Annotated in this window: 19 protein-coding genes; 14 read left to right on the forward strand and 5 right to left on the reverse strand. The window is 70.4% G+C overall.

Annotated features, from left to right (window positions below):
• Nucleotides 1-112: 112 nt before the first annotated feature.
• The 4 genes from BT98_RS0101120 to BT98_RS22775 all read left to right on the forward strand — a co-directional run bounded on the left by BT98_RS0101120 (nucleotide 113) and on the right by BT98_RS22775 (nucleotide 5,727).
• Nucleotides 113-1,699, forward strand: a complete 1,587-nt coding sequence (locus tag BT98_RS0101120) for an ATP-binding protein (protein ID WP_019462666.1) — start codon at nucleotides 113-115, stop codon at nucleotides 1,697-1,699.
• Nucleotides 1,700-1,898: 199 nt separating this feature from the next.
• Nucleotides 1,899-2,945, forward strand: coding sequence for a recombinase RecA (gene recA, locus BT98_RS0101125; protein WP_019462667.1), 1,047 nt, complete (start codon nucleotides 1,899-1,901; stop codon nucleotides 2,943-2,945).
• Between the two features lie 298 nt (nucleotides 2,946-3,243).
• Nucleotides 3,244-4,848 (forward strand): ABC transporter substrate-binding protein, encoded by a 1,605-nt coding sequence (locus tag BT98_RS0101130; protein WP_019462668.1) that lies wholly within the window; start codon nucleotides 3,244-3,246, stop codon nucleotides 4,846-4,848.
• 39 nt (nucleotides 4,849-4,887) lie between these two features.
• Nucleotides 4,888-5,727, forward strand: a complete 840-nt coding sequence (locus BT98_RS22775; RefSeq protein ID WP_239371139.1) for a creatininase family protein — start codon at nucleotides 4,888-4,890, stop codon at nucleotides 5,725-5,727.
• A 6-nt stretch (nucleotides 5,728-5,733) separates the two neighbouring features.
• Here BT98_RS22775 and BT98_RS0101140 read toward each other — a convergent pair whose 3' ends face one another.
• Nucleotides 5,734-6,111: a DUF427 domain-containing protein gene (locus BT98_RS0101140; RefSeq protein ID WP_019463396.1), complete on the reverse strand. Its 378-nt coding sequence runs from the start codon at nucleotides 6,109-6,111 to the stop codon at nucleotides 5,734-5,736.
• A gap of 303 nt (nucleotides 6,112-6,414) precedes the next feature.
• Here BT98_RS0101140 and BT98_RS0101145 point away from each other — a divergent pair, with 303 nt between their 5' ends.
• A complete protein-coding gene (locus tag BT98_RS0101145; protein WP_019463395.1) occupies nucleotides 6,415-7,689 on the forward strand; it encodes an NAD(P)/FAD-dependent oxidoreductase in 1,275 nt (424 codons plus the stop codon).
• Between the two features lie 386 nt (nucleotides 7,690-8,075).
• Here the strand turns inward: BT98_RS0101145 and hmpA are convergent, their stop codons facing one another.
• Complete coding sequence (gene hmpA, locus BT98_RS0101150; RefSeq protein ID WP_026032887.1) at nucleotides 8,076-9,290, reverse strand: NO-inducible flavohemoprotein; 1,215 nt, start codon at nucleotides 9,288-9,290, stop codon at nucleotides 8,076-8,078.
• 78 nt (nucleotides 9,291-9,368) lie between these two features.
• Here hmpA and BT98_RS0101155 point away from each other — a divergent pair, with 78 nt between their 5' ends.
• Together BT98_RS0101155 and BT98_RS22780 are read left to right on the forward strand one after the other, a co-directional pair.
• On the forward strand, nucleotides 9,369-9,872 hold the full coding sequence (locus tag BT98_RS0101155) for an Rrf2 family transcriptional regulator (RefSeq protein ID WP_027297122.1): 504 nt from the start codon (nucleotides 9,369-9,371) through the stop codon (nucleotides 9,870-9,872).
• The gene (locus BT98_RS22780; RefSeq protein ID WP_051544231.1) at nucleotides 9,869-10,285 is read left to right on the forward strand and encodes a DUF488 domain-containing protein; all 417 of its coding nucleotides are present in this window, start codon (nucleotides 9,869-9,871) and stop codon (nucleotides 10,283-10,285) included. The genes BT98_RS0101155 and BT98_RS22780 overlap by 4 nt, the downstream gene beginning before the upstream one ends.
• On the opposite strand, the gene BT98_RS0101165 is transcribed toward BT98_RS22780, so the two are convergent.
• Nucleotides 10,243-10,956 carry an SDR family oxidoreductase gene (locus BT98_RS0101165; RefSeq protein WP_027297123.1) on the reverse strand — a complete coding sequence of 238 codons (714 nt, stop codon included), beginning with the start codon at nucleotides 10,954-10,956 and terminating at the stop codon, nucleotides 10,243-10,245. The genes BT98_RS22780 and BT98_RS0101165 overlap by 43 nt on opposite strands.
• A 10-nt stretch (nucleotides 10,957-10,966) precedes the next feature.
• On the reverse strand, nucleotides 10,967-11,968 hold the full coding sequence (locus tag BT98_RS0101170; protein WP_027297124.1) for a Bug family tripartite tricarboxylate transporter substrate binding protein: 1,002 nt from the start codon (nucleotides 11,966-11,968) through the stop codon (nucleotides 10,967-10,969).
• Between the two features lie 349 nt (nucleotides 11,969-12,317).
• On the opposite strand from BT98_RS0101170, the gene alaS reads away from it, so the two are divergent.
• From alaS to BT98_RS0101205, 7 genes are all read left to right on the forward strand, one after another.
• Entirely contained in the window at nucleotides 12,318-14,963 is a 2,646-nt protein-coding gene (gene alaS / locus BT98_RS0101175; RefSeq protein ID WP_027297125.1) for an alanine--tRNA ligase, read from the forward strand.
• A 133-nt stretch (nucleotides 14,964-15,096) separates the two neighbouring features.
• Nucleotides 15,097-16,272 (forward strand): zinc-dependent alcohol dehydrogenase, encoded by a 1,176-nt coding sequence (locus tag BT98_RS0101180; RefSeq protein WP_027297126.1) that lies wholly within the window; start codon nucleotides 15,097-15,099, stop codon nucleotides 16,270-16,272.
• A gap of 186 nt (nucleotides 16,273-16,458) precedes the next feature.
• Entirely contained in the window at nucleotides 16,459-16,923 is a 465-nt protein-coding gene (rpsF, locus tag BT98_RS0101185; RefSeq protein ID WP_027297127.1) for a 30S ribosomal protein S6, read from the forward strand.
• A 6-nt stretch (nucleotides 16,924-16,929) separates the two neighbouring features.
• On the forward strand, nucleotides 16,930-17,211 hold the full coding sequence (gene rpsR, locus BT98_RS0101190) for a 30S ribosomal protein S18 (RefSeq protein WP_019461272.1): 282 nt from the start codon (nucleotides 16,930-16,932) through the stop codon (nucleotides 17,209-17,211).
• Nucleotides 17,212-17,260: 49 nt separating this feature from the next.
• Nucleotides 17,261-18,133, forward strand: a complete 873-nt coding sequence (locus tag BT98_RS0101195; protein WP_019461273.1) for a hypothetical protein — start codon at nucleotides 17,261-17,263, stop codon at nucleotides 18,131-18,133.
• A gap of 13 nt (nucleotides 18,134-18,146) precedes the next feature.
• A complete protein-coding gene (gene rplI / locus BT98_RS0101200) occupies nucleotides 18,147-18,713 on the forward strand; it encodes a 50S ribosomal protein L9 (RefSeq protein WP_019461274.1) in 567 nt (188 codons plus the stop codon).
• A 350-nt stretch (nucleotides 18,714-19,063) separates the two neighbouring features.
• Nucleotides 19,064-20,296, forward strand: coding sequence for an SAM-dependent methyltransferase (locus BT98_RS0101205; RefSeq protein WP_019461275.1), 1,233 nt, complete (start codon nucleotides 19,064-19,066; stop codon nucleotides 20,294-20,296).
• A 270-nt stretch (nucleotides 20,297-20,566) separates the two neighbouring features.
• On the opposite strand, the gene BT98_RS0101210 is transcribed toward BT98_RS0101205, so the two are convergent.
• Nucleotides 20,567-21,799 (reverse strand): acyltransferase family protein, encoded by a 1,233-nt coding sequence (locus tag BT98_RS0101210; protein ID WP_019461276.1) that lies wholly within the window; start codon nucleotides 21,797-21,799, stop codon nucleotides 20,567-20,569.
• Between the last annotated feature and the right edge of the window lie 234 nt (nucleotides 21,800-22,033).

A 22,033-nucleotide genomic window follows, 5' to 3' on the forward strand; every position in this document is an offset into this window, starting at 1 on the left:
ACTGCGGCGGCATGGGCACAACCCAAGATTATGTTTGAATGATGTAATGTAACTATTGCGCTTATAACGGCCATTTGATCATGATCGTCCCGCAATCAGAACAGGGCCGGATGTGATTCCCTGGAAGACGGTTCGGCCGGCCGCGGCGGGCCAGGGCTGGGAAAGTGCCATCGAGACCCTGTGCGGCGCGATCCAGGAGGCGGTGGCCCTGCTCGACGAGCAGGGGGCGGTCCGTGCGGCCAACCCGGCCTTTCGCGCATTGGCTGCCTTGCCGCTGGGCCGGGACCTGCCGGCCGCGCGGCTCTTCTCCTCGCCCGTCCGCTTCGCCGCCTGGCTGGCCGGAGGTGGGCTGGTGCCGCTGGAGGGGATGCTGGAAGGCGGGGAGGGGCGGGAGCCGCGGCCGGTCTCGTGCCGCCTGCGCTTCCTTCCGGGCGGGCAGCGACTGCTTCTGCTGCAGGATCTGGCGGAGCACCACCGCTTCCGGAGGCAGGCGGAGGAGGGGGAGCGGCTGCGCGCCCTCGGTCAGCTCGCCGGCGGCGTGGCACACGACTTCAACAATATCCTCGCCATCATCGTCGCCTCGGCGGAGGACCTGCGCTTCCAAGCCCAGGCCGATGGAGCGGAACGCAACGCGGCGCTGGAGGCGCTGCTCGCGGCCGCTGACCGTGGCGCCGCACTGGTCCGGCGCCTGCTGGCCCTGGCCGGGCGGCAGCCCCTGCTGCCGCGCGTGGTCCTGTTGGACGAGGCGGTGACGGGGCTGGAGCCCCTGCTGCGTACCATGACGGGGCGGCGCGTCGGACTGCGCTGGCAGCTGGATGCGCCGGGGCGAGCGATCCTGGCCGATCCGGTGCAGCTCGATCAGATGGTGCTGAACCTTGCCAGCAACGCGATGCAGGCCATGGCGAGGCGGCCGCAGGCGGAGGGCTGCCTGACCATCGCCACGGGCACGCGGCTGGCCTTGCAGGCCGAGCCGGGCATCCCGGACCTGCTGCCGCCGGGCCGCTGGGTGATGCTGTCGGTTTCCGACAACGGCCCGGGCATCCCGCCCGGCGTGCTGGGGCGGATCTTCGAGCCCTTCTTCACCACGCGCTCGGCGGAAGGTGGCACGGGGCTGGGCCTTGCCACGGTGCACGGCATCGTCCGCCAGTCGGGCGGCGTGCTTCAGGTGGTGTCACGACCGGGGGAGGGGGCCAGCTTCCGGATCTACCTGCCCCGCCACCAGGAGGCGGCGCTGCTTCCATCGCGGGCGGAGAATGGGGGCGCCGCGTCCATCCCCGCGGAGGCGCGGCGCGAGGGGCTGGCCGGGCAGCGCGTGCTGCTGGTGGAGGACGAGGCGCCGCTGCGCCGCCTGGCGGAACAGGTCCTGCGGCGGGAGGGGATGGAGGTGCGTGCCGCCGGGGATGGGGAGGAGGCGCTGGACTTGCTGGCGGGGGGGTTCGCGCCGGATATCCTGGTCTCCGACGTTGCTATGCCCGGCATGGACGGGGTGTCGCTGCTGCGGGAGATCCGCCGCCGCCTGCCGTCGCTGCCGGCCGTGCTGGTGAGCGGCTATTCCGAGCACCTGATGGAGCGGGAGGCGCTGGAAGAAGGCGGCCGGAATGCCGATATCACAGGCTTCCTGGCCAAGCCCTACCGCCCGGCGGCGCTGGTCGAGACGTTGCGGCAACGTTTGACGCGGGTGGTGGAGGAAAGCGGTTGAAATTTCCGCCCAACATGAACATATAGGGAACGAAAAGCGCACCCACCCACGGGCCATTCCGTTGGGCTGTGGCGCGAGGTGGGGAGCCGCTCTAGGCTCCCGAAGACGGAATTGGTCGGCGCGATCCGGGCGGAAGCCCCCCGGTCCTCGACCCTCGGTGGCAGATCATCCGCCCCAGTATGGGGCGATCGGGGGCAGTATGGATAAGAACAAGGCACTGGACGCGGCTCTGAGCCAGATCGAGCGCGCCTTCGGCAAGGGCTCGGTCATGCGGCTGGGCGCCAAGCAGGACATGGCCGATATCGAGACTGTGTCCACAGGCTCCCTGGGCCTCGACGTGGCGCTGGGCATCGGAGGGCTGCCGAAGGGGCGGATCATCGAGATCTACGGCCCCGAATCCTCGGGCAAGACGACGCTGGCGCTGCATGCCATCGCCGAGGCCCAGCGGAAGGGCGGCACCTGCGCCTTCATTGATGCCGAGCACGCGCTTGACCCTGGCTATGCCAGGAAGCTCGGCGTGGATATCGACAACCTGCTGATCTCGCAGCCCGACGCGGGCGAGCAGGCGCTGGAGATCGCCGACACGCTGGTGCGTTCCGGCGCCATCGACGTGCTGGTGATCGACAGTGTTGCCGCGCTTGTGCCGCGGGCGGAGCTGGAGGGCGAGATGGGCGACAGCCATGTCGGCCTGCACGCCCGCCTGATGTCCCAGGCGCTGCGCAAGCTGACCGGCTCGATCTCGCGCTCGAACTGCATGATGATCTTCCTCAACCAAATCCGGTTGAAGATCGGCGTGATGTTCGGCAACCCGGAAACGACGACGGGTGGCAACGCGCTGAAGTTCTATGCCTCGGTGCGCATGGAGATCCGCCGCATCGGCCAGATCAAGGACCGCGACGAGGTCATCGGCAACCAGACCCGCGTGAAGGTGGTGAAGAACAAGATGGCCCCGCCCTTCCGGCAGGTCGAGTTCGACATCCTCTATGGCGAGGGCATCTCCAAGGTCGGCGAGCTGATCGACCTGGGCGTGAAGGCCGGGGTGGTCGAGAAGTCGGGCGCCTGGTTCTCCTGCGACAGCCAGCGCATCGGCCAGGGCCGCGAGAACGCCAAGCAGTTCCTGCGCGACAACCCGGAGATGGCCGCCTCCATCGAGCAGCGCATCCGCGCCCAGGCCGGCCAGGTGGCCGAGACCATGCTGACGGCGCCGGAAAGCGAAGGCGAGGAAGCGGCCGCCGCCGCGGAGTGACGGCGGGCGGGTTTTCCCCGCAGCGCAGCATCGGAAAGGGGCCGCATCCCGCAAGGGGGCGGCCCCTTTCCGTTTCGGGCCGGCGCGGCTGCGCGGCCTTTGGCCGGCTGTCCCGGTGGCGGCGCTGTCCGGTCCGGGAAGAACGGTTGACGATCCGGTGCCGGGTTGCTGCACTGGCCGGCGCCGGACCCCACCGCGAGAGTGGGCCGGGGCAGGGTCGCGGCATACGGCATTGCAGAAACGGGAGAGCAGCGGGCGGGACTTCCGGCCGGCACTTTCCCTGTCGGGAGAATCGCCGATGTTCGTCACGCCGCGCATCCTGCCGGCCATGCTGGTGCTGGCCGCCTTCACCGCCGCCACCACCTTCCAGCCGCCCCAGGCCCTGGCGCAGCCGGCCGGGCCCACGCTGGAGATGGGGCTGGCGGCGCCGCCGAACTCCGTCGATCCGCACTACTACACGCTGACCCCGAACATCGCTCTGGGCAACCACGTCTTCGAGGCGCTGGTAGACCGCTCGCCGGAAGGCAAGCCGCTGCCGGGACTGGCGGAATCCTGGCAGGCGATCGACGAGACGACCTGGGAGTTCAGGCTGCGACGCGGGGTGAAGTGGCACAACGGCCAGGACTTCACCGCCGAGGACGTGGCCTATACCATCGACCGCGTGCCGACCGTGGTGAACAGCCCCGGCTCCTACGCGCTCTACACCAAGCCGATCGCGCGGGTGGAGATCGTCGATCCCCACACGGTCCGCTTCCACACCCATGCGGTGGACCCGCTGATGGTGGCGGACATGTCGCAGGTGATGATCATCTGGCACGGGCTGGGGCCGAACCCCTCCACGGGCGACTTCAACAACGGCAGGAACGCGATCGGCACCGGTCCCTTCCGGCTGGAGAGCTACCAGAGCGGCAACCGCGCTGTCTTCCTGCGCAACGAGGACTACTGGGGCAGCAAGCCGCACTGGGCGCGGGTGAACTACCGCTTCATCCCGAATGACGGCGCGCGGGTGGCGGCGCTGCAGGCGGGCGACGTGCAGATCATCGACGCGGTGCCGACCTCCGACATCGCGCGCATCCGCAAGGAGCCGCATATCGCGATCTCCGAGGCCACCAGCCTGCGCTCGATCTATCTGCGCACGGATTTCCGCAGCGACGCGCCCAGCCCCTATGTCTTCGGCCCGAATGGGGAGAAGCTGGACCGGAATCCCCTTCTCGACCACCGGGTGCGGGAAGCGCTGAGCATCGCCATCAACCGCCAGGGGATCGCGGACCGCATCATGTCCGGCGCCGCAGTGCCGACGGGGCAGTTCATGCCGCCCGGCACCTATGGCTATGCGCCCGACATCAAGCCGCCGCCCTATGACCCCGCGCGGGCGAAGGCGCTGCTGGCGGAGGCGGGCTTCCCGAACGGGCTGACCATCCAGCTCAACGCCTCCAACGACCGCTATGTGAACGACGCGCAGATCGCGCAGACCATCGGGCAGATGTGGTCGCGCGTCGGGGTGAAGACGCAGGTGGACACGGTGCCCTTCGCGGTGAACGCGCAGCGCAGCGCGCGGCGGGACTTCTCGGTGACGCTTGGCGGCTGGAGCAACAGCACGGGCGAGCCCTCGTCCGGCCTGCGTGGCCTGCTGGGCACGCGCGACGTCAGCCGCGGCTGGGGCACGGTGAACCAGGCGGGCTATTCCAGCGCCGAATACGACAGGCTGGTGGAGCAGGGGCTGGTCACGGTGGATGACGAGAAGCGCGAGCAGCTCTGGCAGCAGGCCGTGCGTGTCGCGGTCAGGGACGTCGCCTGGATCCCGCTGCACACGCAGGTCAATGTCTGGGCCATGCGCGACAACCTGAAGCACACGCCGCGCGCCGACGAGATGACGCGGGCGATGGATGTCGCGCCGCGCTGATCGGCCGGGACACCATCCGGCCTTCCGTTCAGGAAAGGGATGATGATGCGCGAGGTGGAATGGGCGCGGCTCACAGGGCCGGAGATCCGCGCCGTGGCGGCGGGGCCGGAGGCGCTGGCGATCCTGCCGGTGGGGTCGCTGGAGCAGCATGGGCCGCATCTGCCGGTGATCACCGACACGCGCACCGCCAGCGAGGTTTCCCTCCGCGCCGCGCGGCTGCTGGACGGCGCGCCGCCCGCCCTGGTCCTGCCGGGCATGTGGACGGGGATGAGCGAGCACCACCTGCCCTTCGGCGGCACGATCAGCCTGAACTTCGCGGAGTTCCACGGCGTGCTGCGCGGCGTCACCCGCAGCCTGCGGGCACTGGGCTTCCGGCGGCTGCTGATCGTCAACGGCCATGGCGGCAATGTCGACCCGCTGGCGGTGGCGGCGCGGGAACTGGCGCATGAATTCGGCCTCGCGGTGGTGGCCAGCACGCCCTGGGCGGTGGCACAGGCGGCGATCGGCCCGCTGCTGGAGCGGCAGGACGGCGTGCACCATGCCTGCGAGGCCGAGACCTCGCTGATGCTGGCGATGACGCCGGACCTGGTGCGCCGCGACAGGCTGGAGGAGGCGGTGCGGCAGGCGCCGCCCGCCGTGGCGGGCCGCGCGGGCTACAGTCGCTTCTGGAGCTTCTCCGAGCGCGCGCCCGTCACCGGCACGATCGGCGACCCACGCGCCGGCACGGCGGAGAAGGGCGAGGCGATCCTCGACATCCTGGCCGCGGAGGTGGCGGAGGCGGCGCGGCAGCGGGACCTCTGGTCCGCGCCGGACGATGTCTGGGCGCCGGGCCGGGGCCAGGGGGATACGTCCGGGAACACGGCCGGCGCGGTGGGTTAGGCAGCCTCAGCTCTCCTCGATGCTCTCCACCCGGTCGGGATAGAAGGCGAGGTGCCCGGCGATGGCGGCCACGGCCGGGTGGGGGCGCTCGTAGCTCCAGGCCGCGTTCTCCACCCGCGTCCCGGCGTGGTTCAGGGTGAAGTAGCTGGCCTCGCCCTTGTAGGGGCAGGTGGTCGCGTGGCGGCTGCGTTCCAGCGTCGCCATGTCCACGTCGCTGCGTGGCACGTACTGCACCGGCGGATAGCTGGTCTCCCGCAGCACCAGAGCCTGGCGGCTGTCGGCGATCACCCGCCCGGCAACGCGAACCTGCACCCTCTTCGGGTTGGGCTCGATGGCGATGGGATGGTCCGGTCCGGGAAGCTTGCGGGAATCATGGAGCGTCATGGCGCGTTTCCTCCTGCCGGGGGCACGGAGGGCCGTTGGCCCGCGATCGTGCCCTGCACCGGCATCTGGGGGCGTGTCGCGGGAAAGCAAAGCCCGGTTGCACTTCCCGTGCCGCGTGGCGTGGGCGAGGAATTCCGGCACATTTCTGGCATGACGGCCGGGGCGATTCGGCGCCGCCCGCGGGTGTCACGACGCAGAGCCGGATGGCAGGAGCGCGAGCCCGGTGGAACAGGCAGGGAACCGGTCCAGGCGATGGCGGGCCGGCAAGGCGGATCGTGCCCGTGGCGGCGCGGGGGCCGGGCGATGAAGCTGTTGTCCTATTGGCAGGACACCGCCACCCCCTTCGCCGGGGCGGCCATGAGGCCAGTGGAAGGGCGGGCGGATGTGGCCGTGATCGGCGGCGGCTTCACCGGACTCTCCGCCGCGCTGGCCCTGGCGCAACGCGGGGCGCGCGTGGTGGTGCTGGAGGCCGGGAAGGTCGCCGGGCAGGCCTCGGGCCGCAACGGCGGCCATGTGAACAACGGCACCGCGCACGACATCGGTGGCCTGGCCGCGCGGCTGGGGCTGGAGGCGGCGCGGGCGCTGTACCGCGCCTATGACGATGCGGTGGACACGGTGGAACGCATCGTGCGGGAAGAGCAGATCGCCTGCGACTTCCGCCGCGGCGGCAAGATCAAGCTGGCGGCCAGGCCGGCGCATTACGAATCCATCGCGCGCGGCTTCGACCTGCTGAACCGCGAGGTGGATGCCGAGACGGCGCTGGTGCCGCGCGAGCGCATCCGCGACGAGGTCGGCTCCGACGCCTTCTTCGGCGGGCTGCTCTACCGGAAGAGCGCGCAGATGCACATGGGCCGCTTCGGCGCCGGCCTGGCGGATGCGGCGAAGCGCCATGGTGCCGTGATCTTCGAGGATGCGCCGATGACCGCGCTGCAGCGGCTGAACGGCACGGCGCACCGCATCACCACGCCGCGCGGAGTGCTGGAGGCATCGCAGGTTCTGCTCGCCACCGGCTACAGCCCGCGGATGCCCTTCTTCTTTCGCCGGCGCGTGATCCCGATCGGCAGCTTCATCATCGCCACCGAGCCGCTGGCGGCGGCGCAGCTCGCTTCCATCATGCCGACGCGTCGCACCGCCACCACGACGCTGAATGTCGGAAACTACTTCCGTATCTCGCCCGACAACCGGCTGATCTGGGGCGGGCGGGCGCGCTTCGCGCTGTCCTCGCCCAGTTCCGACACGAAGAGCGGCCGGGTGTTGCAGGCCGGGCTGCACCGCACCTTCCCGCAGCTCGACCGGCCTCGCATCGATTACTGCTGGGGCGGCATCGTCGATCTCACCGCCGACCGCCTGCCGCGCGCGGGCGAGCAGGACGGGCTGTTCTACGCCATGGGCTACAGCGGCCATGGCACCCAGATGTCGGTGCATATGGGCCAGCAGATGGCCCGCGTCATGGCCGGGGAGCCACAGGCCAACCCCCTGCGCGGCCTGGACTGGAAGCCGGTGCCCGGGCATTTCGGCCCGCCCTGGTTCATGCCCCTCGTCGGCGCGTACTACCGGCTGAAGGACGCCTGGTCCTGAACCCTCGGCGTTGCTCTGTCCCGGGGGGAAGGCTCTGCCTTCACCCCCGGCCCCCCATCCGCCAGGACGCTGCGCGCCCTGGACCCGATGAGTTGGCCCCTGCCGGCGCCTGATCGCGCCGGAGAGCATCGCTCTCCGGCGGACTGCCGGTGCCACGAGCGCGGACAGGGTGTTTTTCTCTGCTCGGGAGCCCCACGGTGCCGCCTGCTCCCAGGGGTCGGGCGTCAGGCTGACGATTACCATCAGCGACAACCAAAGCCCGGGGTCCGGGGACCGGCCTCGGTCCCCGGCGGAGTGGGGTCCGGGGCGAGAGGCAGGGCCTCTCCCCCGGGGGGCTGCCACGGAGCGGAACGTGGGAACGGCCGTCCGTGGGGAGGGGCCGGACCTCAGGCGGCCAGGAGTTCGTCGGCCGGGCCGAAGAACTCGTAGTGGATGCGGTCCGCCGGCACGCCGGCCTGGGCCAGCCCGTTCACGAAGAGGCGCAGGAAGGGACGTGGGCCGCAAAGGAAGATGTCCGCCTCCCGCGCCGGGGTGTTGGCGAGGAGCCATTCCGGGCTGATGCAGCCGGCCACGTCGTAGTCGCGGCCGGCGACGTCATGGGAATGCGGCGCCTCGTAGAAGGTGGTGACGTGGATGCGCGGGTTTTCAGCCGCCAGCTCCCGCGTGCGGGCGCCCATGGCGTGGGTGCCGCTGTTGCGCGTGCCGTGGATGTAGTGCGCCTCCAGATCCGGCCGTTCCGCCGCGATGCTTTCCAGCATGCTCAGCATCGGCGTCAGCCCGACGCCGCCGCTCAGCAGCACCACCGGACGCTCTTGCTGGCGGGTCTCCAGGAAGAACTCGCCGGCCGGCACGCCCACCTTCAGCACCGTGCCCGCCTGGACCACGTCGTGCAGCCAGTTGGACACCACGCCCATCGGCTCGCGCTTGACGCTGATCCGGTAGCGCCGGTCGTCGGGGGCGGAGGAGATGCTGTAGTTCCGCTTCAGCGGATGCTGGCCCGGCAGGTCGAGCCAGAAGGTCAGGTACTGGCCGGGACGGTGCCGCACCACCGGGGCACCATCCACCGGCTCCAGCACGAAGGAGGTGACGATCCCGCTCTCCTCCCGCTTCTCGGCGACGCGGAAGTCGCGCCAGCCGCTCCAGCCGCCGGGCGCCATGGCCTGGTCGCGGTAGATCTCGGCCTCGCGCCCGATCAGCAGCTCCGCCAGGAACCAGTAGGCCTCGCCCCAGGCGGTCAGGATCTCCGGCGTCGCCGCCTCGCCCAGCACGTCCTGGATGGCGCCGAGCAGCGAGGTCGCCACGTGCGGGTAGTGCTCGGGCAGGATGTTCAGCCCGACATGCTTCTGCGCGATGCGTTCCACCGCATGGCCGAGCACGCCGAGATTGTCGATGTTCTGCGCATAGGCCAGCACCGCCGCCGCCAGGGCGCGGGGCTGGGAGCCCGTCTCGCCGTGGTGCGACTGGTTGAACAGGTCGCGGATCTCCGGGTTCTGGAACATCCGCTCGTACATGCGTCGGGTGATGGCCAGGCCGTGCGCTTCCAGCGCCGGCACGGTCGCCTTCACGATGCGGATGGTGTTCTCGCCGAGGGGCCTGGGCATGGCCAGCTCCATAAGGTGCATTCGATATGCATCTTATAATCTCCTGGCAAAAAGGTGTAAAGGGAATACATCTTATCCATGCGCCTGACCCTGCATTCCGACTACGCGCTGCGCACGCTGATCTTCCTGGGTCTGCGGCCGCAGCGGCTGGTCTCCATCGCCGAGATCGCGAAGGCCTACCGGATTTCCGAGAACCACCTGACCAAGGTGGTGCACCGGCTGGGCCAGGCGGGTTTCGTGGAGACGCTGCGCGGGCGGGGCGGCGGGCTGCGCCTGGCCCGTCCGCCGGAGGAGATCCGCATCGGCGACGTGGTGCGGGCGACGGAGGAGGACCTGGCCCTGGTCACCTGCTTCGCCCCGGACGGCACGCCGCTGCCGGGCGTGGGTTGCGCCATCTCGGGGGCCTGCCGCCTCCAAGGCGCGCTGGCCGAGGCCCTGGGTGCCTTCATGGCGGTGCTGGACGGGCGGACGCTGCGCGACATGCTGGGCCCGACCGCCCCCGTGTTGCGTCAGAGGCTGGGGATGGAGGGCGCGCCGGGGGATGGTTCCCCGGAAGCGCTGGCGGAGGTTCCTCCGGCATGACCGGGCGCCGGGTCGTGCCGGAGGTCCGGATCCGGCGGGTCTATGATCCGCCGGAGGAGGCGGACGGGTTCCGCATCCTGGTGGACCGTCTCTGGCCGCGCGGGCTGCGGCGCGACGGAGCCTGGATCGACCTGTGGCTGAAGGAAGTCGCGCCCAGCAACGCGCTGCGCCAGTGGTTCGGGCACGACCCGGCCCGCTGGACGGAGTTCCGCACCCGCTACCGGGCGGAGCTGCGCGGCAGCCCCGCCCTGGAAAGCCTGCGGGCCGAGGTGGCGCGGCACCGGCGGGTCACGCTGCTCTTCGGGGCGCGGGACGTGGCCCACAACAACGCCGTGGTGCTGCGGGAGATCTGCGCCCGGGGCGGGCGGGGTCAGACCCCCGCCGCGCCCGCCGTCATGCCGCCGCAGACATAGAGCACCTGCCCGGTCACGAAGCCGCTGCGCGCGTCGAGCAGGAAGGACACGGCCTGCGCCACGTCCTCCGGCCGGCCCATGCGGCGGACGGGGATGTTCTCGGTGATGGCGCGGGTCCGCTCGCTGCCGGGCGGGTTGGCGCGGTCGAACAGCGCGGTGCGGATCGGGCCGGGGCCGACCGCGTTGGCGGTGATCCCCCGGGGGCCGAGTTCCAGCGCCCAGACCCGCGTCATGCCGATCAGCCCGGCCTTGGTCGCGGCATAGGCGCTGCGCCATTCCTTGCCGAGCGCGGCGCGGGAGGAGACGTTCACCACCCGGCCGAAGCCGGCCTCCTTCATCCCCGGCAGCAGCGCCTGCAGGCATTGCAGGGCGCAGCGCAGGTTCAGCGCCACGGCGCGGTCCAGGGTGGTGAGGTCCTGCTCCTCCACCGGCCCGGGCAGGACCACGCCGACATTGTTCACCAGCCGGGTGATCGGCCCGGCCCGCAGCGCCTGTTCCAGCGCCCGGGCGGTCTGCGCCGGGTCGGACAGGTCGGCGCGCAGGATGCCGTCCCCTTCCTCGCCCTCGATGTCGATCACCACCGGCTCGTAGCCGTCCTCGCGGCAGCGTTCCGCCACCGCACGCCCGATCCCGGAGGCACCGCCGGTGACCAGGACACGTTCCCTCGGCATGGGCATCGGCTCAGTCCACCGTCACCTTGGCCCTCCGCACGACCTCGCCCCAGCGCGTGATCTCGGAGGCGATGAAGGCCTCGAACTCCTCCGGCGTGTCGCCCACCGGCTCGGCGCCTTGCTCCCGCACCTTGGCGATGGTGGCCGGCTCGGCCAGCGCGGCGCGGATCTCCGTGGCCAGGCGGTCCACCAGCGGGCGCGACATCCGGGCCGGGGCCTGGATGCCGAACCAGGCCAGGGCCTGCACCCCCGGCTGCCCCGCCTCGGTGGTGGTGGGCACCTCCGGCAGGGCCGGGCTGCGCTCGGCGCTGGTGACGGCCAGCGCGCGCAGCCGGCCATCCTTGATATGGCCCAGCGAGGAGGGGAGGTTGTCCACCGCCATGTCCACCCGCCCGGCGATGACATCGGTGATCATCGGCCCGGCGCCGCGATAGGGCACATGGGTCAGGTCGATCCCGGCCTCCAGCTTCAGCAGCTCCCCGGTCAGGTGCAGGCTGGTGCCGTTGCCCGAACTGGCGAAGGTCATGCCCGGGCTCTTCCGTGCCGCCGCGACGAAGTCCGGCAGCGTCTTCAGCGGCGAGGTGGCGGGCACCATGATGACGTTCGGCAGCTTCGCCATGTTGGAGACGGCGACGAGGTCCTGCGGCTTGAAGGTCAGCGTCTTGCCGTAGAGGGCGTAGTTGATGGCGCCCGTGCCGATCGTGGTCATCAGCAGGGTGGTGCCGTCCGGTTCGGCGCGCACCACGGCCTCGCTGCCGATCACCCCGGCCGCGCCCGCCCGGTTCTCGACCACCACCGCCACGCCGAGCCTGGAGCCGAGCCGGTCGGCCAGGATGCGCGCCAGGATGTCGGTGGTGCCGGCCGGGGGGAAGGGCACGACGATGCGGGTCGTCCGCTCGGGCCAGGGCGTGGCCGGCTTTGCCTGCGCCAGCGCGGGCCGGCCGGGCAGGGCAAGGGCCGGAAGGGCGGCCAGGGCGGCGGCACCCAGGAGGCGCCGGGTCGGATGGGGCATGGATGTCTTCTCCCGCCGCCCTCTTGCTTCCGGACCTGGGAGAGGCCGGGCCGGGGGCGTTGCTGCGGCGATCATCCGACAGGCGGGCGGCACTGTCACCCCCGCTCCCGGCCCGTTCCCCCGCCGCTGGTCCCCTCCGCTGGCGGAGGGTTCCCCGTGCGCGAGGGGCTGCCGCGAGGGGCTGCACGGCCCGATCCGGGAGGGGGATTCCGGGGTGCCTCCGGACGGGGAGGCGCGGTGCGCAGGCGGGGCCGTGGCGGGGAAAAGTGGCCGCCCCTTTGCGCCGGGCGCCGTGCCGCGCTATGCCGCAGGGGTTCCATTCCCTGCCCGAGAAGACCAGCGCCGGCCGATGACCAGCAGCAACGACATCCGCGCCACCTTCCTGGACTACTTCGCCCGCAACGGGCACCAGGTGGTCGAGAGCTCGCCGCTCGTGCCGCGCAACGACCCGACGCTGATGTTCACCAACAGCGGCATGGTCCAGTTCAAGAACGTCTTCACGGGGCAGGAGCGCCGGCCCTATTCCACGGCGACCACGGCACAGAAATGCGTGCGCGCCGGCGGCAAGCACAACGACCTGGACAACGTGGGCTACACCGCCCGGCACCATACCTTCTTCGAGATGCTGGGAAACTTCTCCTTCGGTGACTATTTCAAGGAACAGGCGATCACCCATGCCTGGACCCTGCTGACAAAGGACTTCGCCCTTCCGAAGGAGAAGCTGCTCGTCACGGTCTATTCCGAGGACGAGGACGCGGCGGCGCTGTGGCGCAAGATCGCCGGCCTGCCGGACCAGCGGATCATCCGCATCCCGACCTCCGACAATTTCTGGCGGATGGGCGATACCGGCCCCTGCGGCCCCTGTTCCGAGATCTTCTACGACCACGGCCCCTCCATCCCGGGCGGCCCGCCGGGCTCACCGGACGAGGATGGCGACCGCTTCATCGAGATCTGGAACCTCGTCTTCATGCAGTACGAGGAAGGGCCGCCGGGCGTGCGCGCGCCGCTGCCCCGCCCCTCGATCGACACGGGCATGGGGCTGGAGCGCTTCGCCGCGATCCTGCAGGGCGTGCACGACAACTACGACACGGACACCTTCCGCGCCCTGATCGCCGCCAGCGCCGAGCTGGTGGGGCAGGCGGCGGACGGACCCTTCAAGGCCAGCCACCGCGTGGTGGCGGACCACCTGCGCTCCGGCTCCTTCCTGATCGCCGACGGCGTGCTGCCCTCCAACGAGGGGCGCGGCTACGTGCTCCGCCGCATCCTCCGCCGCGCCATGCGCCATGCCCAGATGATGGGCTCGCGCGAGCCGCTGCTGGCGAAGCTGGTGCCGGTGCTGGTGCGCCAGATGGGCGCCGCCTATCCGGAGCTGGTGCGCGCGCAGCCGCTGATCGAGGAGACCTTCCGGCTGGAGGAGACGCGTTTCCGCACCCTGCTGGACCGCGGCCTGGGCCTGCTGGCCGAGGAGACGGGCCGGCTGGGCGAGGGCCAGCCCCTGCCGGGCGAGGTCGCCTTCCGCCTCTACGACACCTTCGGCTTCCCGCTCGACCTGACACAGGACGCGCTGCGCGCCGAGGGCCGCCCGGTGGATGTCGAGGGCTTCGAGGCCGCCATGGCCGAGCAGAAGCGCCGTGCCCGCGCCGCCTGGGCCGGCTCGGGCGAGGCCGCCACCGAGACGCTCTGGTTCGACCTGAAGGAGCAGATCGGCGCCAGCGAGTTCCTCGGCTACTCCACCGAGAGCGCCGAGGCCGAGATCCTGGCCGTGGTCGCGGACGGCAAGGTGGTGGATGCCGCCCCGGCCGGCACCGAGGTCGCGGTGATCCTGAACCAGACCCCCTTCTATGCCGAGAGCGGCGGCCAGGTCGGCGACACCGGGCTGATCACCGCCGCCGATGGCGCGCGCATCGTGGTGCGCGACACGCAGAAGAAGCTGGGCCTCTTCGTGCATCTCGGCACCGTGGCGCATGGCGAGGCGAAGCCCGGCCAGGCGGTGCAGGCGGAGGTGGACCATGCCCGCCGCGGCGAGATCCGCGCCCATCACTCCGCGACGCACCTGCTGCACGAGGCGCTGCGGCGGCGGCTGGGCACGCATGTGGCGCAGAAGGGCTCGCTGAACGCGCCGGACCGGCTGCGCTTCGACGTCTCCCAGCCCACGCCGATGACGCCCGAGGATCTCGCCTGGGTCGAGGGCGAGGTGAATGCCCGCATCCGCCAGAACACCGCCGTGACCACCCGGCTGATGACGCCCGAGGCGGCGGTCGAGGCGGGCGCCATGGCGCTGTTCGGCGAGAAGTATGGCGACGAGGTCCGCGTGGTCGGCATGGGCGAGGACCCCGCCGCCACCGAGAAGCACGGCGTCTATTCGCTGGAACTCTGCGGCGGCACGCATGTCGCCCGCACCGGCGATATCGGCCTGTTCAAGATCGTTTCCGAGGGTGCCGTTTCCGCTGGCGTCCGCCGCATCGAGGCGGTGACGGGCCAGTCCGCCCTGACCCTGGTCGAGGGCGCCGAGCGCACGCTGCGCGACGCCGCCGCCGCGCTGAAGAGCACCACCGCCGAGGTGCCGGCCCGCGTCACCGCCCTGCTGGAGGAGCGGCGCAGGCTGGAGCGCGACGTGGCCGAGCTGCGCAAGAAGCTGGCCACCGGCGGGGCCGCCGCCGAGGTGGAGGAGGTGAACGGCCTCCGCCTTGCGCTGCGCGACCTGGGCGACACCCCGGCCAAGGACCTGAAGGGCATCGCCGATGCCATCCTGAAGGGCGGCACGGCGGATGTGGTGGCGCTGGTCTCCACCGCCGAGGGCAAGGCCAGCATCGTGGTCGGCATCGGCGAGGCGGCGAAGGGCCGGGCCGATGCCGTGGCACTGGTGCGCGCCGCCTCCGCCGCCGTGGGCGGCAAGGGCGGCGGCGGGCGGCCGGACATGGCGCAGACGGGCGGGCCGGAGGCCGGCAAGGCCAACGAGGCGCTGGCGGCGGTGCGGCAGGCCGTGGCCGCCTGACCGGCAGCAGGCCGAGGGCGATGTTATAACGTCCAGATCCTTGTTTTCACGAATGACTTGATCGGGCGGTACGCAACAGCGCACCGCCCCGGAACGTTTCTGGCCGGTCCACGTCATTCGGGAAGAACCGGTCATGAAGGCACTCACCTGGCAGGGCCGCGGCACCATCCGCTGCGAGACCGTGCCCGATCCGCAGATCCAGGACGGGCGCGATGCCATCATCAAGGTGACGGCCTGCGCCATCTGCGGCTCCGACCTCCACCTGATGGGCGGTTATGTCCCGACCATGGAGAAGGGCGACGTGCTCGGCCATGAATGCATGGGCGAGGTGGTCGAGGTCGGCAAGGAGAACACGGCGCTGAAGGTCGGCGACCGGATCGTGGTGCCCTTCACCATCTGCTGCGGCGCCTGCCGGCAGTGCCAATGGGGCAACTGGAGCCTCTGCGAGCGCACCAACCCCAACGGCAAGATGCAGGCGGAGCAGTTCGGCTACGCCACCGCCGGGCTCTTCGGCTACTCGCATATCACCGGCGGCTTCCCGGGCGGGCAGGCGGAGTATCTGCGCATCCCCTATGCCGACGTGACCCATCTGAAGGTGCCGGAGGATCTGTCGGACGAGCAGGTGCTCTTTCTCTCCGACATCTTCCCCACGGCCTACATGGCTGCCGACCATTGCGACATCAAAGGCGGTGAGACCATCGCCGTCTGGGGCTGCGGCCCGGTCGGCATCCTCACCATCAAGTCGTGCTTCCTGCTGGGCGCGGCGCGGGTGATCGCCATCGACACGGTGCCGGAGCGGCTCGCCATGGCGCGGGAGGCCGGGGCCGAGGTGATCGACTATGCCGAGGGCAAGGTGCAGGAGAGCATCCTGGAGCTCACCAAGGGGCTGGGCCCCGACGCGGTGATCGAGGCGGTCGGCATGGAAAGCCATGGCGCCGACACGCTGGTGCAGAAGGTCGCCTCGGCGGTGATGAGCAAGACCATCAGCATGGAGCGCGCCTTCGCCCTGAACCAGGCAATCCTGGCCTGCCGTCCGGGGGGCATCGTGTCCGTGCCGGGGGTCTATGTGGCTTTCGACCCGGTGGCCATGGGGGCCTTCATGAACAAGGGCCTGACCATGAGGACGGGCCAGACCCATATGCACCGCTACATGAAGCCCCTGCTGGAGCGGATCCGGAAGGGGGAGATCGACCCCTCCTTCATCATCACCCACCGTTCCAGCAGCCTGGAGGACGGACCGGACCTCTACGACACCTTCCGCGAGAAGAAGGACAACTGCATCAAGGTGGTGTTCAGGCCCCACGGCTGACACCACCTGCCGGCCCGCATGGCTGGCTCGCGGGGGAGGGGGCGGATTCGCCTTCCCTTCCCGCGCAAACCCGTCTAAACGCGCCGCACCCTGCCGGGCGTGAGGCATCGCGCCCGGCTATGCCTGTTCGCGCCCATGGCATCCCGCCATGACGGCCATGGGCTGAGACATCCGCAGGGAGAATTCATGCCGCTTTACGAAACCGTGCTGATCGCACGTAACGAGCTCACGCAGCAGCAGGTCGAGGCCGTGGCCGATCAGGTCACCGCCATCCTGACCGAGGCTGGCGGCGAGGTGAAGAAGCGCGAGTACTGGGGCCTCCGTGGCCTCGCCTACCGCATCAAGAAGAACCGCAAGGGGCACTACATGCTCCTCGGCCTCGACTGCGCCCCCGCCGTCGAGCAGGAAGTCGCCCGCCAGCTCGGCCTGAACGAGGACGTGCTGCGCCACATGACGCTGCGCGTGGAAGAGATCACGGACGAGCCCTCCGCCATCCTGGCCCGCCGTGGCGAGGATCGTGAGCGCGACCGTGGCTTCCGTGGCCCGCGCCCGGCCGGCCGCTTCTCCTCGGGCCGCCGCGACCGCGACGACCGCGAGGAATTCCGTGCGCGTCCGCGCGACGAGATCGAGCAGCCGCAGGGCGAGGAGTAAGACACGATGTCCGACACGAACACCGACATGACGCCCGCCGCCCGCCGCCCGGCCGTCGGCGCCCGCCGTCCGTTCTATCGCCGCCGCAAGTCCTGCCCCTTCTCCGGCCCGAACGCGCCGAAGATCGACTACAAGGACGTGCGCCTGCTGAGCCGCTTCCTGAGCGAGCGCGGCAAGATCGTGCCCTCCCGCATCACGGCGGTCTCCGCCAAGAAGCAGCGCGAGCTGGCGAACGCCATCAAGCGCGCCCGCTTCCTGGCGCTGCTGCCCTACGTCATCAACGACTGACGGACGGCACGGAACAGAGAACGGAACGGGATAGGGAAAGGTGGCGGCGATGCGCCCCACGGCTGGTGTCCTGAACGACCCGCGGATCCTGGCGGGCGGCGCGGCGGGCTTTGCCTGCGCGGCCGCCTGCCTTTGGGCCTTCCGTGGCCTGCCGCTCGGCACGCTGCTGCTCTGGGCGTCGTCGCTACCGCTCTTCCTGGCGGGGCTCTCGCTGGGACAGTTCTCGGCGGCGCTGGGGGCGGCCCTGGCCGCGCTGGCGCTACTGCTGGTGGTGGGCTTCCACGGCGCGGTGGTCTTCCTGCTGGTGGCAGCGCTGCCGGCGGTGACCATCCTCGCCGCCGCGCTGCGACGGCCGGACCGGCTGGAGTTGTCGCTGCCCCTGGCGTTGCTGGGCATCTGGCCCGCGATCACCGGCGTCGCCTCCCTCCTCGTCACCGGGGAGGTTCTGGAGCAGGCGATCGTGGACCAGATCAAGCCGGTGCTGCAGGAGGCCGCAATCACCGCCGACGATGCCACCGTCGCGGCGCTGGTGCGCATGGGCATCGCCTTCGCCAGCGCGGCGCTGGCCCTGCCGCTGATGCTCTGCGGCATCGGCGCCCAGGCCTGGCTGTCCCGCCGGCGGCTGGCGCTGCGCCCGGCCCCCGACTGGTCCTCGGCCCGGCTGCCCTCCTGGTACCCGGTGCTGCCGGTCGCGGCGCTCGCCGCCGCCTGGATGGCGCCGGGGCTGATGGCCAGCGTGGTGGCGACGGCACTGCTGACGCCCCTGTTCCTGCAGGGGCTGGCGGCGGTGCACAGGCGGGCACGCGGTCCGGTGCTGGTGCTCTTCTATCTCGTTCTTGTCCTCTTCTCCGTTCCGGCCGCGGCCCTCGTGGTCGGCCTCGGCCTGTTCGAACAGTTCGGGCGCAAGCCCCCTCAATCCTGAAAGAACAAACCCGATGATCGAAGTCATCCTGATGCAGCGGGTCCCGCATCTCGGCCAGATGGGCGAGCGCGTGACCGTCCGCCCGGGCTACGCCCGCAACTACCTGCTCCCCCAGGGCAAGGCGATCCGCGCCAATGCCGCCAACCTCAAGCGCTTCGACGAGGAGCGTTCGCAGCTCGAGGCCCAGAACCTCAAGCGGCGCGAGGAGGCCGAGCGCGTCGCCGAGCGCATGGACGGGCTCTCCGTGACCCTGATCCGTCAGGCGGGCGAGGGCGGCAACCTGTACGGTTCCGTCACCTCCCGCGACATCGCCGATGCCTGCAAGGATGCCGGCCTGACGGTGGGCCGCGACCAGGTGCTGCTGCAGCACCCGATCAAGGACACCGGCCTGCACATCGTGCATGTCGCCCTTCATCCGGAGGTCGATTTCCCGGTGACGGTGAATGTCGCCCGCACCGTGGAAGAGGCCGACAAGCAGGCCCGTGGCGAGGACCTGCACGCCGAGCAGCAGGCCGAGGAGGAGAGCCTGGAGGCCGAGCTGGCCGCCGAGCTGTCCGAGCTGGGCGCCGCCCGCGAGTAACGGCCCCTCGTGCAACCGCCCGGGTGACTGCCCTGGGCGGGCGCTGGAGTCCCTCGGCTGAAAATGGCGGCGGCAACGCCGCCATTTTCATGTTTGCGTGTGCGGGAAGACCCGTCCCGAAACTGTCAGAGACAGGGTTTTTCATGTTTCCTGACGAAAAAGTGTCATGAAACAGTGCGTTAAACTTTCGGTACAGAAATAGTTAGCCTGCATGTTGCATTAAATTTATCTCATCGTGCCTTTCAGGCGACAGTGGTGCCATGGTCCCATGCAACCGGGTGCTGGACAGCCATGCCTCGGCGTCTTCAGCTTCCGCCATCGGTACACATGCCAGCGGAGGATATGCGGCGATGCTGCATGCAATGCTGTCGCGGATGATCAGACGAGGACGTCTGGTGCTGCACGAACCGGGAGGCCGGACCACGGTCTTCCAGGGGCGCGAACCCGGCCCCGAAGCCGGGATGCGGATCAACGACATGGCGGCAATCCGCCGCATCGTGCTGAACCCGGGCCTGGGCGTCGGCGAATCCTTCATGGACGGGCAGATCGAGCCCGCGGGCTGCAGCCTCTTCGAGCTGATGGACGTGCTGGCCATGAACTACATCGAGACCCCGCCGGGGGCCGAGATGGTTCTGGAACGGGTCCGGTGGCTGCGCCGCCGTTTCGACCAGCTCAACCCGGCCGGACGCTCCCGTCGCAACGTCGCCCACCACTATGATCTCGACAGCCGGCTCTACAGCCTCTTCCTGGATCGCGACCGGCAGTATTCCTGCGCCTATTTCCCGAAGGGGGACGAGACGCTGGAGGAGGCGCAGCTTCTCAAGAAGCGCCACATCGCTGCCAAGCTGAAGCTGGACCAGCCGGATCTGGAGGTGCTGGACATCGGCTGCGGCTGGGGCGGCATGGCCCTGACCCTGGCGAAGGAATACGGTGCCCGCGTGACCGGGCTGACCCTGTCCACCGAGCAGCTGGCGGAGGCACGCAAGCGGGCCGAGGAGGCCGGGCTCGCCGACCGTGTCCGCTTCGAGCTGATGGACTACCGCGCCTGGAACCGGCCGATGGACAGGATCGTCTCGGTGGGCATGTTCGAGCATGTGGGCGTCGGCCACTACCGCACCTTCTTCCGCAAGGTGCGCGAGATCCTGAAGGAGGACGGCGCGGCGCTGATCCACGCGATCGGCCGGGCCGACGGGCCGGGTTCCACCAACCCCTGGATCGCCAAGTACATCTTCCCCGGCGGCTACTCGCCCGCCTTGAGCGAGGTGATGGCGGCGGTGGAGAAGGAGAAGCTCTGGGCCACGGATATCGAGATCCTGCGCCTGCACTATGCCAAGACGCTGGCCCACTGGCGCCGCCGCTTCGCCGCGAACCGGGACACCATCCAGTCCCTCTACGACGAACGCTTCTGCCGCATGTTCGAGTTCTACCTCGTCGGTTCCGAACTCGCCTTCCGGCGGATGGGGCACATGAACTGGCAGCTTCAGCTCACCCGCAGCGTCGATGCCCTGCCGCTGTCGCGGGACTACATGTACGAGGCGGAACATCAGCCGATGCCGGAGGGGATCAGGGCGCAACTGGCCTGACGTCACAGGCGGCTTTCCCTGGCCGCTGTGGTCCGGCGTTGCTCTGTTCCCGGGGGAAAGGCGCTGCCTTTCGCCCCGGACCCCCTGTCCGCCAGGACCCTGCGGGCCCTGGACCCGATGAGCTGGCTCTCCCTGTGGCCGGATCGCGCCGGAGAGCCATGCTCTCCGGCGGATTGCCGTTGCCATCCGCGCGGACAGGGTGTGGGAGAGGCGGCGCCTCTCCCACGAGGCCGGCCACAAGGAGGAACGTAGCCGGGAGGCCGCGCCACCTCAGCCTTTCGCCGGAGCGGTCCGGAAGCGCCGATTGCCGATCCAGCGGGCGACCCGGCGGCCGGCCCGGATGCCGGGCTGTTCCACCAGGGCGTGGAGCAGGGTGGCCAGGGCGATGAGCGGGATGCCGCAGGCGATCACCACCGACCAGAAGCCGAGCGGGGTGGCGGCGGCCTGCTTCACCCAGGGAAAGGCGAAGGCCAGGGCCAGCACCAGCCCGTGCAGGAGGTAGATACCGTAGCTGGCATCGCCGAGGCGTCGCGTGGCGCGCAGGGTGAGCAGGCCGAAGACGGTGCAGCCGGAGCGGACCAGCCAGAAGACCAGTCCCATGACGGCCAGGGCGATGGCGTCGTTCGGCAGGGGCACGGCGCCGAACCAGATGGCGACCAGCCCCACCACCAGCACCGAGGCGGCACGGTCGGCCCGGGGGGAGGTGCCGGGGCCCGAAAGCGTGCGGCCGAGACCGCGGGCCTCCAGCGAGGCGCAGCTCATCCCGATCAGGAAAAGCGTCACGAAGCCGGGCTCGTCCGCCCCGGCCCATGGCCCCAGATGCCCGCCCGCCCAGGCGAGGCAGAGCAGCAGCAGCGCCAGGGTGAGCCAGGTCTCCCGCCGCCCGGTGCGGGCCAGCAGGGCGGCCAGGGGCAGGCTGGCATAGAAGATCCACTCGTATTGCAGGGTCCATGTGACGCCGGCGGTGAGCAGGTTGGTGCCGGCATGGGCGTTCACGTCGGGCCGGTTGCCGGCGCCGAGCAGCAGCCATTCGCCCACCTGGCCGGCGACCTGGGTGGCGGGCTCCCGCAGCTCCCCGCCATCCCGGCCGAACAGCAGGGCCAGCATGGCGAGGATGACGACGAGGTAGAGCGGGCCGATGCGGAAAAGGCGCCCGGCATAGAGAGCCAGCCAGGAGGGACGCCCTTCCTTCCGCAGCAGCTTGGCCCAGAAGAGGTAGCCGGTGATGATGAAGAACATCCCCACCGCCCCCTTGCCCATCACCGCATAGGCATGGGCTGGCGGCAGGCCCCAGCCCTGTCCGGCCAGGAGGCGGGGATAGATGGCGGCGTGGTGGAAGAAGACCGCCAGGGCGAGGATGCCGCGCAGCCCGTCCAGGGCCGGCATGCGGCTGGCCGCCTGTCCCGGCGGGGCATCCGCCGGGCGGCAGAGCGGGGTGGCGGCCAGTGCCAGGAGCAGCCCCATTCCGAGAAAGAAGGGCGGCAGCGGGTAGAAGTCAGCCATGGGGGAGGGGGCTAGCATCCGGGGGCGGGGGCGTGGACCCCTGGAGCGCCAGGGGCGGCCCGCTTTCCGTTCACGCCCCAGTGAGGCCAGCAGTGAGGCCAGCGGTGAGGCTGGGACGGCCGGGGTGGCTTGGCCCGGACCGCCAGCCATTCTCATTCTCCAGGATAAAAGAACTTTTTCAATGGGTTCCATGGATCATCCCCAGAATCCACACTTGTCCACAGCGGCGCGGGA

Source organism: Roseomonas mucosa ATCC BAA-692 (genome assembly GCF_000622225.1).
In the GTDB taxonomy this organism is placed as follows: Bacteria; Pseudomonadota; Alphaproteobacteria; order Acetobacterales; family Acetobacteraceae; genus Roseomonas; species Roseomonas mucosa.

What these genes read in the sequence shown, in the direction of transcription:
- BT98_RS0101195 (WP_019461273.1), top strand. Translation starts at nt 17,261, where the DNA reads ATGCGCCCCACGGCTGGTGTCCTGAACGACCCGCGGATCCTGGCGGGC.
- BT98_RS0101165 (WP_027297123.1), bottom strand. Translation starts at nt 10,956, where the DNA reads ATGCCGAGGGAACGTGTCCTGGTCACCGGCGGTGCCTCCGGGATCGGG.
- rpsR (WP_019461272.1), top strand. Translation starts at nt 16,930, where the DNA reads ATGTCCGACACGAACACCGACATGACGCCCGCCGCCCGCCGCCCGGCC.
- BT98_RS0101155 (WP_027297122.1), top strand. Translation starts at nt 9,369, where the DNA reads ATGCGCCTGACCCTGCATTCCGACTACGCGCTGCGCACGCTGATCTTC.
- BT98_RS0101210 (WP_019461276.1), bottom strand. Translation starts at nt 21,799, where the DNA reads ATGGCTGACTTCTACCCGCTGCCGCCCTTCTTTCTCGGAATGGGGCTG.
- rplI (WP_019461274.1), top strand. Translation starts at nt 18,147, where the DNA reads ATGATCGAAGTCATCCTGATGCAGCGGGTCCCGCATCTCGGCCAGATG.
- BT98_RS0101130 (WP_019462668.1), top strand. Translation starts at nt 3,244, where the DNA reads ATGTTCGTCACGCCGCGCATCCTGCCGGCCATGCTGGTGCTGGCCGCC.
- BT98_RS0101145 (WP_019463395.1), top strand. Translation starts at nt 6,415, where the DNA reads ATGAAGCTGTTGTCCTATTGGCAGGACACCGCCACCCCCTTCGCCGGG.
- alaS (WP_027297125.1), top strand. Translation starts at nt 12,318, where the DNA reads ATGACCAGCAGCAACGACATCCGCGCCACCTTCCTGGACTACTTCGCC.
- BT98_RS0101170 (WP_027297124.1), bottom strand. Translation starts at nt 11,968, where the DNA reads ATGCCCCATCCGACCCGGCGCCTCCTGGGTGCCGCCGCCCTGGCCGCC.
- BT98_RS0101180 (WP_027297126.1), top strand. Translation starts at nt 15,097, where the DNA reads ATGAAGGCACTCACCTGGCAGGGCCGCGGCACCATCCGCTGCGAGACC.
- BT98_RS22780 (WP_051544231.1), top strand. Translation starts at nt 9,869, where the DNA reads ATGACCGGGCGCCGGGTCGTGCCGGAGGTCCGGATCCGGCGGGTCTAT.
- hmpA (WP_026032887.1), bottom strand. Translation starts at nt 9,290, where the DNA reads ATGCCCAGGCCCCTCGGCGAGAACACCATCCGCATCGTGAAGGCGACC.
- rpsF (WP_027297127.1), top strand. Translation starts at nt 16,459, where the DNA reads ATGCCGCTTTACGAAACCGTGCTGATCGCACGTAACGAGCTCACGCAG.
- recA (WP_019462667.1), top strand. Translation starts at nt 1,899, where the DNA reads ATGGATAAGAACAAGGCACTGGACGCGGCTCTGAGCCAGATCGAGCGC.
- BT98_RS0101140 (WP_019463396.1), bottom strand. Translation starts at nt 6,111, where the DNA reads ATGACGCTCCATGATTCCCGCAAGCTTCCCGGACCGGACCATCCCATC.
- BT98_RS0101205 (WP_019461275.1), top strand. Translation starts at nt 19,064, where the DNA reads ATGCTGCATGCAATGCTGTCGCGGATGATCAGACGAGGACGTCTGGTG.
- BT98_RS22775 (WP_239371139.1), top strand. Translation starts at nt 4,888, where the DNA reads ATGATGATGCGCGAGGTGGAATGGGCGCGGCTCACAGGGCCGGAGATC.